The 16400-nt window shown below is 52.7% G+C and carries 14 protein-coding genes; 4 read left to right on the top strand and 10 right to left on the bottom strand.

Translation table 11 applies throughout. The features are described from left to right. Nucleotides 1–131: 131 nt before the first annotated feature. The 9 genes from OGW13_RS03970 to sad all read right to left on the bottom strand — a co-directional run bounded on the left by OGW13_RS03970 (nt 132) and on the right by sad (nt 12330). Nucleotides 132–2915, bottom strand: coding sequence for an autotransporter outer membrane beta-barrel domain-containing protein (locus OGW13_RS03970; RefSeq protein WP_287115730.1), 2784 nt, complete (start codon nt 2913–2915; stop codon nt 132–134). Between the two features lie 223 nt (nt 2916–3138). After that, entirely contained in the window at nt 3139–3915 is a 777-nt protein-coding gene (locus OGW13_RS03965; protein WP_287115729.1) for a bestrophin family protein, read from the bottom strand. 206 nt (nt 3916–4121) lie between these two features. Next, entirely contained in the window at nt 4122–5573 is a 1452-nt protein-coding gene (locus OGW13_RS03960; protein ID WP_090050105.1) for a tagaturonate reductase, read from the bottom strand. A gap of 106 nt (nt 5574–5679) precedes the next feature. Then, a complete protein-coding gene (locus OGW13_RS03955) occupies nt 5680–6207 on the bottom strand; it encodes a GNAT family N-acetyltransferase (RefSeq protein WP_090050103.1) in 528 nt (175 codons plus the stop codon). A gap of 74 nt (nt 6208–6281) precedes the next feature. Continuing rightward, nucleotides 6282–7718 carry a GGDEF domain-containing protein gene (locus tag OGW13_RS03950; protein ID WP_090050101.1) on the bottom strand — a complete coding sequence of 479 codons (1437 nt, stop codon included), beginning with the start codon at nt 7716–7718 and terminating at the stop codon, nt 6282–6284. 183 nt (nt 7719–7901) lie between these two features. Continuing rightward, the gene (locus tag OGW13_RS03945) at nt 7902–8261 is read right to left on the bottom strand and encodes a DUF4186 domain-containing protein (RefSeq protein ID WP_043000716.1); all 360 of its coding nucleotides are present in this window, start codon (nt 8259–8261) and stop codon (nt 7902–7904) included. After that, entirely contained in the window at nt 8261–9187 is a 927-nt protein-coding gene (glsB, locus tag OGW13_RS03940; protein WP_044258885.1) for a glutaminase B, read from the bottom strand. The genes OGW13_RS03945 and glsB overlap by 1 nt, the downstream gene beginning before the upstream one ends. 63 nt (nt 9188–9250) lie before the next feature. Further along, nucleotides 9251–10840 carry a methyl-accepting chemotaxis protein gene (locus OGW13_RS03935; RefSeq protein WP_200119823.1) on the bottom strand — a complete coding sequence of 530 codons (1590 nt, stop codon included), beginning with the start codon at nt 10838–10840 and terminating at the stop codon, nt 9251–9253. A gap of 101 nt (nt 10841–10941) precedes the next feature. Further along, nucleotides 10942–12330: a succinate-semialdehyde dehydrogenase gene (sad, locus tag OGW13_RS03930; RefSeq protein ID WP_287115728.1), complete on the bottom strand. Its 1389-nt coding sequence runs from the start codon at nt 12328–12330 to the stop codon at nt 10942–10944. A gap of 99 nt (nt 12331–12429) precedes the next feature. Between sad and ptrR the strand changes: the two genes are divergently transcribed. Both ptrR and OGW13_RS03920 read left to right on the top strand, forming a co-directional pair. After that, nucleotides 12430–13290 (top strand): putrescine utilization regulator PtrR, encoded by an 861-nt coding sequence (gene ptrR / locus OGW13_RS03925; protein WP_090050094.1) that lies wholly within the window; start codon nt 12430–12432, stop codon nt 13288–13290. Between the two features lie 93 nt (nt 13291–13383). Continuing rightward, nucleotides 13384–14580 (top strand): sugar transporter, encoded by a 1197-nt coding sequence (locus tag OGW13_RS03920; RefSeq protein ID WP_287115727.1) that lies wholly within the window; start codon nt 13384–13386, stop codon nt 14578–14580. 34 nt (nt 14581–14614) lie between these two features. Here the strand turns inward: OGW13_RS03920 and OGW13_RS03915 are convergent, their stop codons facing one another. Then, entirely contained in the window at nt 14615–15277 is a 663-nt protein-coding gene (locus OGW13_RS03915) for a MarC family NAAT transporter (protein WP_043000722.1), read from the bottom strand. 259 nt (nt 15278–15536) lie between these two features. Here OGW13_RS03915 and marR point away from each other — a divergent pair, with 259 nt between their 5' ends. Together marR and marA are read left to right on the top strand one after the other, a co-directional pair. After that, nucleotides 15537–15971 (top strand): multiple antibiotic resistance transcriptional regulator MarR, encoded by a 435-nt coding sequence (gene marR / locus OGW13_RS03910; RefSeq protein ID WP_043000723.1) that lies wholly within the window; start codon nt 15537–15539, stop codon nt 15969–15971. A 19-nt stretch (nt 15972–15990) separates the two neighbouring features. After that, nucleotides 15991–16371, top strand: a complete 381-nt coding sequence (marA, locus tag OGW13_RS03905) for an MDR efflux pump AcrAB transcriptional activator MarA (protein ID WP_139155862.1) — start codon at nt 15991–15993, stop codon at nt 16369–16371. The last annotated feature ends 29 nt before the right edge of the window (nt 16372–16400 follow it).

Genomic DNA, 16400 nt, shown 5'->3' with positions numbered 1-16400 from the left:
AGGTTTCCTGCGTTATTCGTCAGGTAATAGAGTGATGCAGTCTATTAATTCACACTTTTCGTTAATAGTTCAGGGAGGTGTTGATGATAGAGACAACCCCGCACATCCTGCAGAATGCGCGGGGTTAAGCGTTAAAAGAGCAGCTTCAGACCAAGCACTGCCTGGGTATCGCTAAATCCCTCACTACCGATCTGCTGACCAATATTTCCCCACAGATGCAGGCGCGAATCTATTTTCGCCTCAACGCCCGTTCTAAGCTCTGCAATATTTTTCGCTCCATCGACAGAGCCACTGATCTCATTCATTGAGACCGTATCATTACGCGTATTATGCAGCCAGTTCAGCTCAACAAAAGGTTGAAAGAGTCGATCTTTACCTTCATCGCGAATAGGGTAACCCTGCATAAAGGCTTTTACCCCAAGACGACTTTGTAGATTATCCTTCCCTCTATCCCGCACCCATGTGCCGTTATCTTCACGGTGATCGTCAGCAGAGACGCCCATCCAGATAAGCTGCGCTTGCGGTTGCAACCAGTAACTCAGACGCGGTTGTTCAGCCAGTTTAATGGTATGTCCCATCTCAAGAGATGCGGTCATTCCTTTCGAACGATAGCGTTCTTCCGCCAGAGATTCTCCGCGTACCGTGTTTTCAAACCAGTTGTAGAGCACCCATGCGTCTATCCAGGTCCCCTGCTTCGCGGCATTATCGGCATACCAGGTCGCGTACAAGCCTGCGCTGTAACCTGAAACCGTGCTGTCCGCACGATAATGGGATAATGATGACCGGGTATTGCTCTGACTGTTGGCATAACCCGTCATGACACCAAGATGCCAGCGATCCTCCAGACCGGAACTCCATTGAGCCAGATCGCCACCAATCTGCACCACATAACGATTACTTTGGCTGCTTAGCTGGCCGGAACGGTCCTGAAAACGAGTATGCCCGCCAACATTGCGTAACCACAGACTGGTGACACGCGTTTCCCCTGTGATCGGGTCGATATACTGCGTTTCACCTAACCGGTCGTGCAAACGGGTAACAAACAGGGTGTTAGCCGCCCTGCGGTTTGCCAGGTATGCCCCCATTTCCGGGCGCATCACCGCCGCGGATGAGCGCTCAACGCCTGGGGATGGCGTAGGCAAGGGAATCGGGTCATCCTCTTTCGGTTCAATAATCGGGTCATCTATAGGATCGATATCGTCGACGGGCGCCCAGGTATTGACCAGATACCAGTGGTTGGAATCCATGATCCCGTCGTCATTTTCACTTTCAACTCCGCGCAAAAGCGCGTAATCATACCCCCCGGCAACCAGACGGCTTTGGGCAACAAATTCACCCGCAGAATCCCCTGCAACCTGGACAACTCGCGCACCGTTCAGATCACCAACCGCGACATTGCCTAATTCCTTCAACACGACCCGGGTTGTTCCTGCGGTGTTTCCCAAGACATTAAGCTGGTTAACCACCGGTTTTTGTTGCACTTGATCCTGTGTGCTGTTCAGGCTCAGTAAGCCATTGTCACTGTTGTAATCGCCCCTGACCGTCAGAACACTACTTGACAGCGCCAGAGCATCGCGGTTGGCCAGCGGATCGCCAAAGCTCAGCCTCCCACCAAGCTGAAGTGACTGAATGGTCTGACTGTAGCCGTTCAGATCGAGTGTGGCGCCCTCCCCGACAGTAAAATCAGAATTCGGGCTAAAACCTGTGACACTTCCGGCGCTGAGCGTTCCGCGACTGATGTGAGTATTTCCGGTATAACGATTATCGCCGCTCAGTTGCGTCGTACCCGGTCCGCTATGGTTGACATTACCGTAGCCTTTTATCGCTGCATTAAGAGAATAATCTTCGCTGGTGTGGTTAAAGTTCAGTGTTGCAGTACTATTTTTCTGGTTTGTGTCACTCAGTATAATGAGCGGCGTCTCGATAGATCCTGCTTCTTGTGCAGTTTCACCGGGTTTGCCACCTATATTCAGTGTGGCGGTACTTCCTGTCCCTATGCCAAGCCAGATTCCCTCTCCTGTCTTAACTTTGCCGCCATTACTGATATTAAGTTCACCTTTGGCATCATTTGGCGTGGTTCCAAAGCCCCCTAAAATGAGTAATGTACCAACCTCTAAAAGAGAATTTTCGCCGTCGACATTCACGACGCCGTTTCCTTTAAGCGTTGAGTTTAACGTCTTTCCGACATAGCCAATATTCATATGTCTACTAACTGAAAGTTGACCACCGTTCAAAATATCCAGTCGGCCCTCTGCCTGATCGCCCACAACAGCCCAACCGGAACGGATCGACGAATTCTCACCTTCTACCGTGGTCAGTCCTTTTGCATCAGCATAAAATTCACCGATGCGCAGTTCGTTAATATTGGAGATCTGACTTCCCTCTTTAACGGTTAATGTTCCGTCGCCGTTATTTTTGCCGACAAACAGATTCTCGCCACTGAGATCCCATTGCGCACCTTCGGTTAACGTCACAATTCCGACAGCACCATTACCAATCGCGCTTGCAGAGGATTTAATGGTGCGTCCTCTTATTGTGAGTTCACCTTTTGTGCCCTGACCGACGGTCAGGGAGCCAAACTCACGCCAACCAGGCTCGTTATTCACTTCCGCAGATAAAATGACCTGGGCATTTTCGTTAATAAGAACACTACTGTTCGCCGTCGTGGGCGTCCAGGATGCTGTTAATGTCTTTGTCGCTTTGATTTTTTTCTCAATACACTCTGCGGCCGTTTCACTTTCGCAGCGTATTTCCTCTGCCAACAGACCTGTCGGGGCAAAAAGACCGGTGGTGGCAAGCAGCAGTCCTGGAATAACCGGCAACGGAGAGAGAGACTTTATTGATACCAGTGATGGCGTCGACGCCTTTGCATCGACACGCGGGGTGTCATTCATTCCTGATTGAATAGCGTTCATAGATAATCCTCCTGATCATCGTTTAACATCCTGATATGCACTGATGGCATGCCGATGTTTTAAGAACGCCTTACGACCCTTATCAAGAGTTATTTTTAATCGCGCAGAAAATATGCGGACATTATCTGAAATTCAATCATCGGTGATAAGTTAATCCTGAAAACCGATGTTAGCGCATTGACACACCCAGCCTGTCGTTCATTTACTGGAATGTTCCCTTCTTTTACGTCAACTGGTAGTGCTTATCCGGCATCAGTTTCGCTGGAATGGTCGATTCATCATTCATCTCCAGCAGGTCAATTTCGATGGCATTACAGATAGCATCCAGGGGCAAATCGTTATTCTCTGTTCCAAACGGATCCTCCAGTTCTTCCGCCAGTGCATCCAGATAGATGAAGGTATAGGAGATGAGGACCGAAATAAAAGGCGTCATGTAATGCAGATCGACCACCAGGGCGAAAGGCATATCCGAGAGTTGCCCGTCTCGACGACGTGTCGCCAGCCATTCACCCATTATCAGTAAAATGCGGTTTGCCGGAGAGTGAGAGGCAAATACACGTTGCAGATCTGCCGTGCTAAGATACTTCGCCAGCGGCTCAGCCTGTGGCTTACGCCGCAGCGTCATGCGCAGACAGTGAGCGAAGGCGATTTGCAGCCGGACAAACTGCCCTAACTCGCGGTCATCCGGTAAGACCGTTTTGACTTCCCGCAACAGTGAACGAGAAGCGATCATCAATTGTCCCCAGAGTTGACGCGCCTCAACATAACGGGAATAACAGGCGTTATTACGAAAACCCAAAAAGATAGCGATTGCCACACCGAGGATGCTGAACGGTGCAAGGGTAAATTTGATACCCAGCATCGTATACCACGGCAGCAGGACGATCACGACAATAGACAGCAGAAAATTAAGCAGCAAGCGGGAAGAGATTTTTGCCAGTACAGAGCCGTGCCAGACGAATATCAGGCGTAACCAGTGCTGTTGCGGACGAACGATCATGACGGTTTTCTGGAAAGAAACGAATCCTGCTATTAAACGTGATCTGGATCAAACATTCAAGCATGTCCAACGTGACGTTGTCACCTGCCTTATGCTAATAGACCTGTTCATGCACAAGGCTAACAGAGGGGAATAGTTATTAAATACATTGTATGTTGTAACTATAGTGCTTGTATAAGAAACCCGGCCTTAGCCGGGTCACTGCTTTAGCAAAGCGGTTTCACCGCTTCTCGCATTCCTTTTGACAGAATGGCATCGAGATCGGCAGCCACCTGCTCAACCAGCCCCGCCACTTTCGTCAGGTCTTGCTCCCAGTGTTCTTCTACCGCCAGCACGTCACTCACCAGTTGCTGAGTCGTCATCTGGCGATCGCCATGCTGGCTCCAGAGTTGCTGAAAACGGGTGATCCAGTGCGCATCGTCCTGAACCGGGTAAGCTTCCCCATTACGCTCACCGCGATAGAACGCAATCAGGGCGGCTAACGCGAAGGTCAGACGAGCCGGGAGTTGGCCGTTCGCCTTCTGCCCTGCCAACAACTGGGGAAGAATGCGGGTGCGGAATTTAGTCATCCCGTTCAACGCAATCGACAGCAACTGGTGCTTAATATAGGGGTTACGGAAACGTCCGGTAACCGCACTGGCAAATGACTCCAGTTCATCACGCGGCAGATCGAGAACCGGGATGATCTCCTCATAAATCGCTTTTTCCACAAAGGCGCAGATTTCGGTGTCATTCATCGCCTCGCCGACCGTATCCAGTCCTGCCTGGAATGCCACCGGTACCAGCGCCGTGTGCGCACCGTTAAGGATGGCCACTTTACGCTCTTTGTACGGCTTAATATCCTCAACAATCAGAACGTTAAGCGGATATTTATCGAGACGCAGTTCTGCTGCCAGTGATTTCGGTCCCTGGATCACAAACAGATAAAAGTGTTCGGCTGTATCGAGGAAACCATCGTGATAGCCCAGTTCGTTCTCCAGTTGCGCCGCTTCATCGCGCGGATAACCCGTGACAATACGGTCCACCAGCGTGGAACAGAAGACGTTTGCCTGATCCAGCCAGGTGATAAATGCCGCTGGCAGTGACCACTCCTGCGCATAGCGCAGCACCAGCTCACGTAGAGCATCACCATTATAATCAATCAGTTCGCAAGGGATGATGATCCAGCCTTTATCCGACGCGCCGTTGAAATGGCTGTAGCGTTCAAACAGCAGACGCGTCAGCTTCGCCGGATAACTTACCGCTGGCGCATCATCAAATTTATCACCTGCGTGATAACTGATACCTGCTTCCGTGGTGTTAGAGAACACAAAACGCATCTCAGGATTGTGCGCCAGTTTCAGGAACGCATCGTAATCACCGTAAACGCTGATTTCACGATTCACCGAACGAATCAGACGAGCATCGCTGATGGCTTCTCCCTGTTCATTCAGACCGCGAATGATTGTCGTGTAAAGACCATCCTGGGTACTGAGTGAAGGTGGGAATGTACTTTCAATAGGTCGAACAATGACCACACCAGAATTCAGATCGGTATGTTCATTCAGCAGATCAACTTGCCAGTCAATAAAGGCGCGAAGGAAGTTACCTTCACCAAACTGAATGATGCGTTCAGGATAGTGAGCACCGGGAAAATCGCGACGGTTAAGTGTTTTCACAATGGGTTCCCTTTCGATTAGTCATACAACCTGATTAAATTGGTAGAACAGGTTAGCAAAACTTCACGAGAGTAAAACCCTGTTTTGATCAATTCATGACAACTATTTATAGAGATTTATAGAAAAGCGTGGTGCCGGTCAGCTTTCCATCTGGCATCAGCGCATAATCAGGGATCTCACCGGCTTTGCGCCAGCCGCAAGAGTGGTAGAACAACTCAGCATCGCTTCCTGTAGCGGTATCCAGCACCAGCTGCGTTTTTTGCTGCTGTATTGCGCACGTTTCCAGTGCCGTCATCAACTGACGAGCGAATCCCTGACGACGTGCGCTGGAGTGAACTAAAAGTTTCGCCACGTCCGCGCGATGAGGTTGATTTTCCGGCTGCTTGAGAATGAGTTGCACGGTACCGACAATCACGCCTGAGGGGTTGTCGAGCGCAAGAACGACGCGCTCTCCTCTGCCCGCGCTTTGCGCGACGTCATGCCAGAATGCACGTGCTTTTGAACAGGTAAACGGTAATACAAAACTGACTGATGCGCCGCGCGTCACACAGTCGGTCAGGACGTCACAGAGCTCATCAATTCTCGCCTCGATAGCTCCCGCATCCAACACATAACAGGATTTTGCCAGGGTCATGTTGCCTCCGTAATAGAGACAACACCATGCACTTAACATTGTGATAACACAACGGGGAGTTCCATAGGATATTGTTATGCCAGATCGCTTCCAGCAAAGACGGTCTTATCCGTCCGGCGATCGCTGGTCCGATTACGACCTTCGTTCTTCGAACGGTACAAACACTCGTCCGCTTCAACCATCAAGGTGTTGAAAACGTCCGTCAGCAAATGGGTGCCGATACTGCCATTCCCAAGGCCAATGCTGACTGTCAGATAGATATTCTGCTGGTTCCAGGTGAAGGGTTGCTGTGCGACCGCCGTACGAATATTTTCCGCCAGCAGCATTCCCTCATCAGGATGCACTGAGGGAACCACCACGACAAATTCTTCCCCTCCCATACGCGCCACCAGCCCCCGGTCACCGATAATCTCGCGAATACGTTGTGCAAACACGCGGAGTACTACATCGCCGCATTCATGACCGAAGTTATCATTAATGCTCTTGAAATAGTCGATATCCAACAGCATGACGGTGATATGCTGCGAGTGCGGATACTCCTGACGCTTCAGCGCTTCATAAAGTCCGGAACGAGAATAAACGTGGGTAAGAAAATCGAAATCGGCGCGCAGGGAAACCTGCTTCATCAGGGAATTAATCGCCGCCACGCTGACTGAAACCATAATGGGGCAAATTGCCATCGTGGCAATTCCCAGTCGGGCAGAGAACATCTGCGGCGTAGACAACGGTGACGCCACCGCGATATTGATTATCGAATTTGCCACCAGCACAATTTCAACGGCGCCGGTAAGAAAAGTCAGCAGACAAGTGACCTGCGGGGTATAGCGCACCGCACACCAGATCAGCGCCGGCAGCGGAAAGGCCAGGCTTCCGGCGCCGCCAATAATGACCGATGCCAGCACCGAGATAATTAACGCCGCCACCGGCATCAGTTGTTCGGGTTTAAAGCGTTTTACCGCGCCAGGAATACCCAGCGTCAGCATACAGGGCACAATCAGCACCCCGGTTGAGAATTGTTCGCTGAACCAGTCAGCCACCAGTGGCCAGAATGACAGTCGGTCGATACCCACAGATCCCATCGCGCCAATTATGGCGCAGAGCAGTGCCGCAATCAGACAGTAATTAAATAAGCGTAACGCACTGATAGGCTCATATTTATTTTTCCCCAGTCGCTTATCGCGGATCACCAGTTGGGCGACAACCACGATAAACACCATGTTGGAGAGATTAATAATCAGCGATACCCATCCCCACTCGGTGGTGATCGCATCATAACCCAGCATGGCGACGTAGCTAACAGCATAATAATGCAGCTTGTTTAACCAGACATAACGGGCAAAAATCCCGGCGATCACGCCGTTGAGCGGCCAGAACAGCGAAAGTTCATGCACCAGGCGCAGCTCGGCGCCAATAAAGTAGAATAGTGTGGTTAAAGCAAAAATAACGCTGGCGTTACGCAGTGAATGGCCTTCCTGAAACAGCCGGAAAGACGGAATGTGGAGTACGTGCATTAAATATCTATCCATATAATTGCCGTCGGCAATTATCTCTGCGTAATGGTTATAATATTTAAGAGAATAGCATGAATTATTCTCAAAGGTAGTCGTACTCCAGCTGCGTTAACATTTTTATTTGTTAAATTCGCCAGCAATAAACCATGCTTATTTTATGGGATTAACGTAACCATTTAATTATTACGGTGTATTCATTTGAAGCACTAACCAGTGATGGATAACAGCGACCACATACTGCTGTTGCTCATCGCTCAACGGCTGTCCCTGGGCGATATTATGCCATTTAGCAAGACAGCCGCGACAGCAGGTCGCCGTGGCATGTTGGGCGATAAATACCGGATGACCGCGCATCGGCGTTTGTTTGCCGTCATTGACCGGTGCGGCTGGCGCAAGTCGCTTCGCCACAAAATCCGCAGCATGTTGATCGATAACCTCTGCCCCTTTATCCCAGCAATACTGTCTCTCTTTCGTGCCCAGACGAAAACGGGAGCGAAACGGCGAGCGCGACAGACGGGCAAAAAGCGGATCAAACGTGTTCATCAGTAAACTGAACGTCCTAAGCGTTGAGTCAGTTGTTCCAGCGCAGCGATACCCGCGAGCGAATTCCCGGTCGGATCCAGTTCAGGACTCCACACGGCGATCGCCATCTCATGCGGCACTATCGCCACAATTCCCCCGCCTACACCCGATTTCGCGGGCAAGCCAACACGCCACGCAAATTCCCCGGCGTTCTGATACATTCCGCTGGTCGCCATCAGCGCATTGATCTGTCGTGCCTGCATCGGCGTCACCACGGGCTCATCAAGATGAAACGCTTTCCCCTGGTTCGCCAGAAAGACAAACGTCTTCGCCAGTTCCACACAGCTCATTTTCAGCGCACAGTAATGAAAATAGTTTTGCAGGACCGTCGTCACGTCATGATGAAAATTACCGAAGGATTTCATCAGCCAGGCAATGGCGGCATTACGGGCGGAGTGTTCGAACTCTGAACGGGCCACCACCGCATCATAAGCGATATCCGGCACACCGCTCAGCGCACGAACCACTTCCAGCATACGCTGACGCGGTGCGCTGAGTCGCCCCTGTAACATGTCACAGACAACCAGCGCCCCGGCATTAATAAACGGATTACGCGGAATGCCGTACTCCATTTCTAACTGCACCAGCGAATTAAACGGCGAACCGGACGGATCTTTCCCCACCCGTTGCCAGATCTCATCCTCTGAATAGTGACGCATTGCCACCACCAGACTGAGTACCTTCGAAATTGACTGAATGGAAAAGCGTTCAGTCGCATCCCCGGCCTGCCAGAGCTGACCTTCCACGGTACAAATCGCAATACCCAGTCGGGACCCGTCAACCGAGGCCAGCGCGGGAATATAGTCCGCAACTTTGCCCTGACCTATCAGCGGGCGAACCTCCGCCAGAATGGTCTCTAAAATTGAATTGTCCAGAGTGATTGCCACACCACGCTCCTTGCCTGCCGGTCTGAAAAGGGCTGCGAGTATAACAGAGCGGAATACCCCACGTCAGGCCGGAAGTCGGAATCTCGCCACGGCGTGAATCAACTGGTGCGATTCATTATGCAACTGCTGCGAGGAAGCCGATGCCGTATCCACCAGTTCGCGGGTATCACGCGCGACCAGGTTCAGCGCTTGCAGCTGACGCGTCATTTGATGGATTCGGGCTCCCTGATGCAGCGTCGCGGCGGAGATATCATTCAGCGAGGCGCCCAGATTTTCCACCAGCGCGATCACCTGCTGTAAGTTCTCTTCCAGATGCGTCACTGCGCTTGACCCTTCTTCTATTCCTTGCAGAGAGTGATAGATCAGCGCCTGAATATCCTGCGTGGACTGACTGCTCTTGCGCGCCAGCAATCCCACTTCTCTTGCCACCACCGCAAAGCCGCGTCCCTGCTCACCGGCATGGGCGGCTTCGATAGCCGCGTTCAGCGCCAGAATATTAGTCTGGAAGGCAACGTTATCAATCAGCGCAATAATCCCGCGCATTTCCGCCGAGCGCGTCACAATCGCCTGCATTGAACGATTCACGGTATCCATCATTCGGTCACCGCCTGCCGCAATGGCGCGCGCTTCTTCCGCACGCTGATTCGCCAGTTGGGCATATCCGCTGTTATCTTCAACGTGCGTTTCCAGCACAGAAATATGCGAGGTGACGTTATGCAGTTCTTCACTCTGTTTCGCCGACTGCTGATACAAGCGCGTATTGTTCTGCGCCAGCCTTTCGATATTGTCAGCCATCGCCGTCGTTGCCTCACTGACCTGCTGGACCAGCTCACGTAGCCCCTGCTGCATCGCACCAATTCTTACGTGGAGCTGCGACACTTCCCGGTTAGACCCAGGTACGGCAGGAAGCGGCTGTGAGAGATCGCCTGCCGCCAGAATATCAATATGTGCGATCAGCCGACGCAGCGGAGAAATCACCCAGCGCGACATCCCCCACCAGACCGCGATCGCAATGGCCAGCAGCATTATCGGCAGGAGTAAGAACAGATGCTGAAGATTGAGTAGACGATCCAGCAGTTGTTGTCGTCCACTCTCCCGCTCCTGGGCAGTGACTTTTTGCACTCTGGCATAGTTATCATTGAAGTCAGCCTGAAACGCCTGAATGGGCACCGCAAAGAACGCGTCAATCGACTGCGTCTTACTTAGCCCTGTCACCTGTTCCTGGATACCGCCGCTAAAACGCTGATAGCTGTCGACCAGCCCGTCGTCCGCCTGCGGGTTCATTTCGCGCCATGTCTGCCACGCGGTTGTCGACTGAGTTAACGCCTGCCGGGCTTCGTCAATCAACGGCTGCCAGCTGCCTTCAGAACCCGTGGCGGCATCCTGCATAAAGTAAACACCCGCTCGATTGAGCAGATCGCTGGCGGTCAGAAGCGCAATCCGTGCCTCTTCAACTTTTGTCTGTTGACGCAACGCCTGTTGGTTACGCTGCTCGTTTTCCCGGGCCTGACTGACAGAAAACGACAGCATCAATGACGACGTCATTTGCAGCACGGAAAACAGCGCAATGATGCAAAAAATCCCGGTTAACAGGCCAAACTGCTGCGGTAGAAAACGGCGCGCAACGCGACGTAAAATTTGAGTTAAGTTCATAATATTCTTCAGTATCAACACGTTAAGCGCGAGTCTACGAAGCGTAAATGACAAAACTATGGCAGAAATGTGACAAGGCGCCCCGCAGAGCGCCGGAAAGATTAGCGTCGGTTCTTCCAGACGGTCTGCACATTACAGAATTCACGCAGACCAAAGTGCGAGAGTTCGCGACCAAAGCCGCTCTTCTTCACGCCGCCAAACGCCACCCGGGCATCGCTGGCGCTAAAGCCGTTGATAAAGACACCGCCGCATTCCAGACGTGCGGCCATCTCCAGTGCCCGGGCTTCATCGGCGGTAAAAAGGGTCGCCGACAGACCAAAGTCACTGTCGTTTGCGAGTTCCAGCGCATGCTCAGCACTCTTCGCTATGGCGATCGCCGCAACCGGCCCGAACAGTTCTTCGCGAAACGCCGTCATCTCAGGGGTTACGTTGGTCAGCACCGTGGCCGGATAAAAGTTACCGGCTCCGGAAGGCATCTCACCGCCAAGTCGTAACTGAGCGCCTTCGGCAATCGTCGCCTGCACCTGCTGATGCAACTCGTCACGCAGATCGGCACGCGCCATCGGTCCGAGTTCGCTCTCCTCCGCCAGCGGATCGCCCTGCTTCAGCGCGGCGGCAGCCGCCACAAAGCGCGCGATAAAACACTCTGCGATCCCCTCTTCGAGAATAAAGCGTTTCGCCGCCGCACAAACCTGCCCACTATTTTGGTAGCGTCCGGCCACCGCCGCCTGCACTGCCAGATCCAGATCGGCATCGTTTAGCACAATAAACGGATCGGAACCTCCCAGTTCCAGCACACATTTTTTCAACGCGGCTCCGGCCTGAGCGCCAATGGCTGCCCCTGCACGCACGCTACCGGTCACCGTCACGGCCGCAATCCGCGCATCGTTTATCAATGTGCTGACGCCCTGATTATCCGCATTCAGCCAGCCGTAGACGCCGACGGGTATCGCTGCATCAGCAAAAACCTGGCGGATGATTTGCGCGCAGCCAATGACGTTCGGCGCAGGCTTAAGCAGATAGCCATTACCGGCCAGCAAAATCGGCACCGCTCCGCGCAGCACCTGCCACAGCGGAAAGTTCCACGGCATGACCGCCAGAATGGTACCTAACGGACGATACTCAATGACCGCCTGTTGGTTTTCCACCTGCGTGGGTTCAGCGTCCAGCATCGCCGGGCCGTGTTCTGCATACCAGTCACACAGTGACGCCGATTTTGCCACCTCTGCACGCGCCTGTTTAATCGGTTTGCCCATCTCACGGGTAATGCACTGCGCCATCTCTTCGCCACGCACGCGTAAGGCCTGGCCGATGTCACGTAATTTCTGCGCCCGATACGCCACCGTAGTCTGTTTCCAGTCGCGAAATCCCACGGCCGCAAGCTGTAGCGCCTGTTCAATGTCTTTGGCCGTAGACCACGGCAGTGCTGAAAGGCGTTCGCCATTGTACGGGTTGGTGGAAATGGCGTGGGTTGCCGGTGAAATCGTCATACAGTCTCTCCATCATTCTTGATGCGATCATCATGGACGCATTTACTCTTTCCTAAAAATGAATAATATTAACCAAACCATTCACAATGAGAGAACATTATGGATCTGACCCAACTGGAGATGTTTAACGCGGTTGCCGAAACGGGCAGCATCACCCAGGCAGCGGCGAAGGTGCACCGTGTCCCCTCCAATCTCACCACCCGCATTCGCAAACTGGAGGCCGATCTCGGCGTCGATCTGTTTATTCGCGAGAATCAGCGCCTGCGCCTTTCCCCCGCCGGGCACAACTTTCTGCGCTACAGTCAGCAGATCCTCGCGCTGGTTGACGAGGCGCGAATGGTTGTCGCGGGTGATGAACCTCAGGGGCTGTTCTCACTGGGCGCGCTGGAAAGCACCGCCGCGGTACGCATACCGGCTACGCTTGCTCGCTACAATCAGCGCTACCCCAAAATCCAGTTCTCCCTGGCGACCGGGCCTTCTGGCAACATGCTGGACGGCGTGCTTCAGGGTCATCTCAATGCCGCCTTTGTGGACGGACCGATTACCCACCCCGGTCTTGAAGGGATGCCGGTGTATCAGGAAGAGATGATGGTGGTTACGCCGCACGGTCACCCGCCAGTGACACGCGCCAGCGAGGTCAACGGCAGTCACATTTACGCCTTTCGCGCCAATTGTTCCTATCGCCGCCATTTCGAAAGCTGGTTTCATGCCGATCGGGCAATGCCTGGCACGATCCACGAAATGGAGTCCTATCACGGCATGCTGGCCTGTGTGATCGCCGGTGCTGGTATCGCGTTAATCCCCCGTTCGATGCTGGAAAGTATGCCCGGACATCAGCAGGTTGAGGCCTGGCCGCTGTCCGGTAACTGGCGCTGGCTGACGACCTGGCTGGTCTGGCGGCGCGGGGCGAAGATGCGCCAACTGGAGGCGTTCATTGAGCTGCTGACGGAACAATGCTGAAAACGAGATCTGAATCACAAAACGGTTGTCTTTTCATCAGCAAACGTTTTAAGATCGCATCCTCTCCTTTTCGCAACGAACCGATGCACTCTTATGACAACTCAAACGGTTTCCCGCAAAGTCGCGTGGTTACGGGTCGTTACGCTGGCTATTGCTGCGTTTATTTTCAATACCACAGAATTTGTCCCCGTGGGTCTGCTTTCCGACATCGCACAGAGTTTTAGTATGCAGACCGCACAGGTCGGGATCATGCTGACGATCTACGCTTGGGTAGTCGCGCTGTTGTCCCTGCCGTTCATGTTGATGACCAGTCAGGTTGAGCGGCGTAAGCTGCTGATATGCTTGTTTGTGCTGTTTATTGCCAGCCATGTGCTCTCGTTCCTGGCGTGGAACTTCACCGTGCTGGTGATTAGCCGCATCGGGATTGCCTTTGCGCACGCGATCTTCTGGTCGATTACCGCTTCACTGGCGATCCGCCTTGCTCCCGCGGGCAAACGCGCTCAGGCATTAAGTTTACTCGCCACCGGAACGGCGCTGGCGATGGTGCTGGGCTTACCGCTTGGTCGTATTGTTGGTCAGTATTTTGGCTGGCGAACCACCTTCTTCGCCATCGGGATGGGGGCATTCATCACCCTGATTTGCCTGATCAAGCTGCTGCCGAAATTACCAAGTGAACATTCCGGCTCGCTGAAAAGTCTGCCACTGCTGTTCCGCCGTCCGGCGCTGATGTGCCTCTATCTGTTGACGGTGGTGGTGGTGACGGCGCACTACACCGCGTACAGCTATATCGAACCGTTTGTGCAGACTGTTGCCGGGTTGAGCGCAAATTTCGCCACCGTACTGTTACTGGTGCTGGGCGGTGCAGGCATTATCGGCAGCATCATCTTTGGCAAGCTCGGCAATCACCATGCCTCGGCGCTCATCAGCATCGCCATCGCGCTGCTGCTGCTCTGCCTGGTATTGCTGTTACCTGCCGCTGACAGTGAATCTCATCTGGCTGTTCTGAGCGTTTTCTGGGGGATTGCCATCATGGTGATTGGCCTCGGGATGCAGGTGAAGGTGCTGGCGCTGGCTCCGGATGCCACGGATGTAGCGATGGCGCTGTTTTCCGGCATTTTCAATATTGGTATTGGCGCGGGCGCGCTGGTGGGAAATCAGGTGAGTCTGCACTGGTCGATGTCAACCATTGGCTACGTGGGTGCCGTTCCGGCACTTGCCGCGCTGATCTGGTCGGTGATTATCTTCCGTAAATGGCCGGTCTCATTAGAAGAACAACCACAGCATTCCTGACAGACAGCCCGATCATCGCGACCGGGCTTTTTGATCAGTAGGTTTTAATAATTTCCAGCACGCCGTTAATAATAAACTGCACGCCCATACAGACCAGCAGAAAGCCCATCAGCCGGGAAATGGCTTCAATACCGCCCTTGCCCACCAGACGCATAATCGCCCCGGAACTGCGTAAGCATCCCCACAGGATCACCCCCACCAGGGCAAAGATGAGCGGCGGCGCGACGGTAATCACCCAGTCAGGAAAATCCGTGCCGTGACGCACCGTTGAGGCAGAGCTGATAATCATCGCAATGGTCCCCGGCCCCGCCGTGCTTGGCATTGCCAGCGGCACAAACGCGATATTGGCGGTCGGCTCATCTTCCAGCTCTTCCGACTTGCTCCGCGCCTCCGGCGATTCATGCGCTTTTTGCTGCGGAAACAGCATGCGGAAACCGATGAACGCCACAATTAACCCCCCGGCGATACGCAGGCCCGGAATGGAGATACCGAAAGTATTCATCACCAGTTGGCCCGCATAGTAGGCCACCATCATGATGGCAAACACGTAAACCGATGCCATTAACGACTGGTGATTCCGTTCTGCGCTGTTCATGTTCCCGGCAAGGCCGAGAAACAGCGCGACGGTCGTCAACGGATTCGCCAGAGGGAGAATCACTACCAGCCCCAGCCCTATTGCTTTAAACAAATCCATCATATTGGCCGTCATTCCTGTTTCACCCATGTATTAGCGGCAAGTATAAGTGGAAAACCATGAAGTTAGCCATTCTGGTGCTGTAAGCATTCGTTAGCGACCTGAGAGATAACCGCTAATTATCATTAACTAAATAAAATGTGACACAGCGCGTGTCTTTTCGCTTTTAGCAAAACGTGTGATCGGTAAATCCATTCGTTTGACTTATAGTTGCCTGGGCAATATTATCTGCCGTAACTAAATACTTGCCAGGGCAACCATTGTGAAAAGCACCAGTGACTTATTCAATGAAATCATCCCACTGGGGCGCTTGATCCACATGGTCAATCAGAAGAAAGATCGTCTGTTGAACGACTATCTCTCGCCGCTGGATATCACGGCAGCACAGTTTAAGGTGCTCTGCTCTATCCGTTGTGCGGGCTGCATTACCCCGGTTGAACTGAAAAAAGTGTTGTCTGTCGATCTCGGCGCCTTAACGCGCATGCTCGAGCGTCTGGTCTGCAAAGGCTGGATTGACAGACTGCCTAACCCACATGACAAACGCGGTGTGCTGGTGAAACTCACCGAACACGGCGCGGCAATTTGTGAGCAATGTCATCAATTAGTAGGACAAGACCTGCACCAGGAATTAACAAAAAACTTAACGGCGGACGAAGTGGCAACACTTGAGCATTTGCTTAAGAAAGTACTGCCGTAAAACAAGAAGAGGTATGACGATGTCCAGACGCAATACTGACGCTATCACCATTCATAGCATTTTGGACTGGATCGAAGATAACCTGGAATCGCCGCTCTCACTGGAAAAAGTGTCTGAGCGTTCAGGTTACTCCAAATGGCACCTGCAGCGGATGTTCAAAAAAGAGACCGGCCATTCATTAGGCCAGTACATTCGCAGCCGTAAAATGACCGAAATAGCGCAGAAATTAAAAGAGAGTAACGAGCCGATTTTATATCTGGCAGAACGTTACGGTTTCGAGTCGCAGCAGACGCTGACCCGGACATTCAAAAACTATTTCGACGTTCCGCCGCATAAATACCGTATTACCAATATGCGCGGCGAATCGCGGTATTTGCTACCGCTGAACCATTGTAACTAACCATCGCCTGTAAACGACGTAATCGAGGA

The sequence above is a fragment of the Citrobacter sp. Ca225 genome, from assembly GCF_030337175.1.
Lineage (GTDB): Bacteria > Pseudomonadota > Gammaproteobacteria > Enterobacterales > Enterobacteriaceae > Citrobacter_A > Citrobacter_A amalonaticus.
The sequence above is the reverse complement of the archived record's forward strand: the minus strand, read 5'-3'. Positions and strand labels throughout refer to the sequence as shown.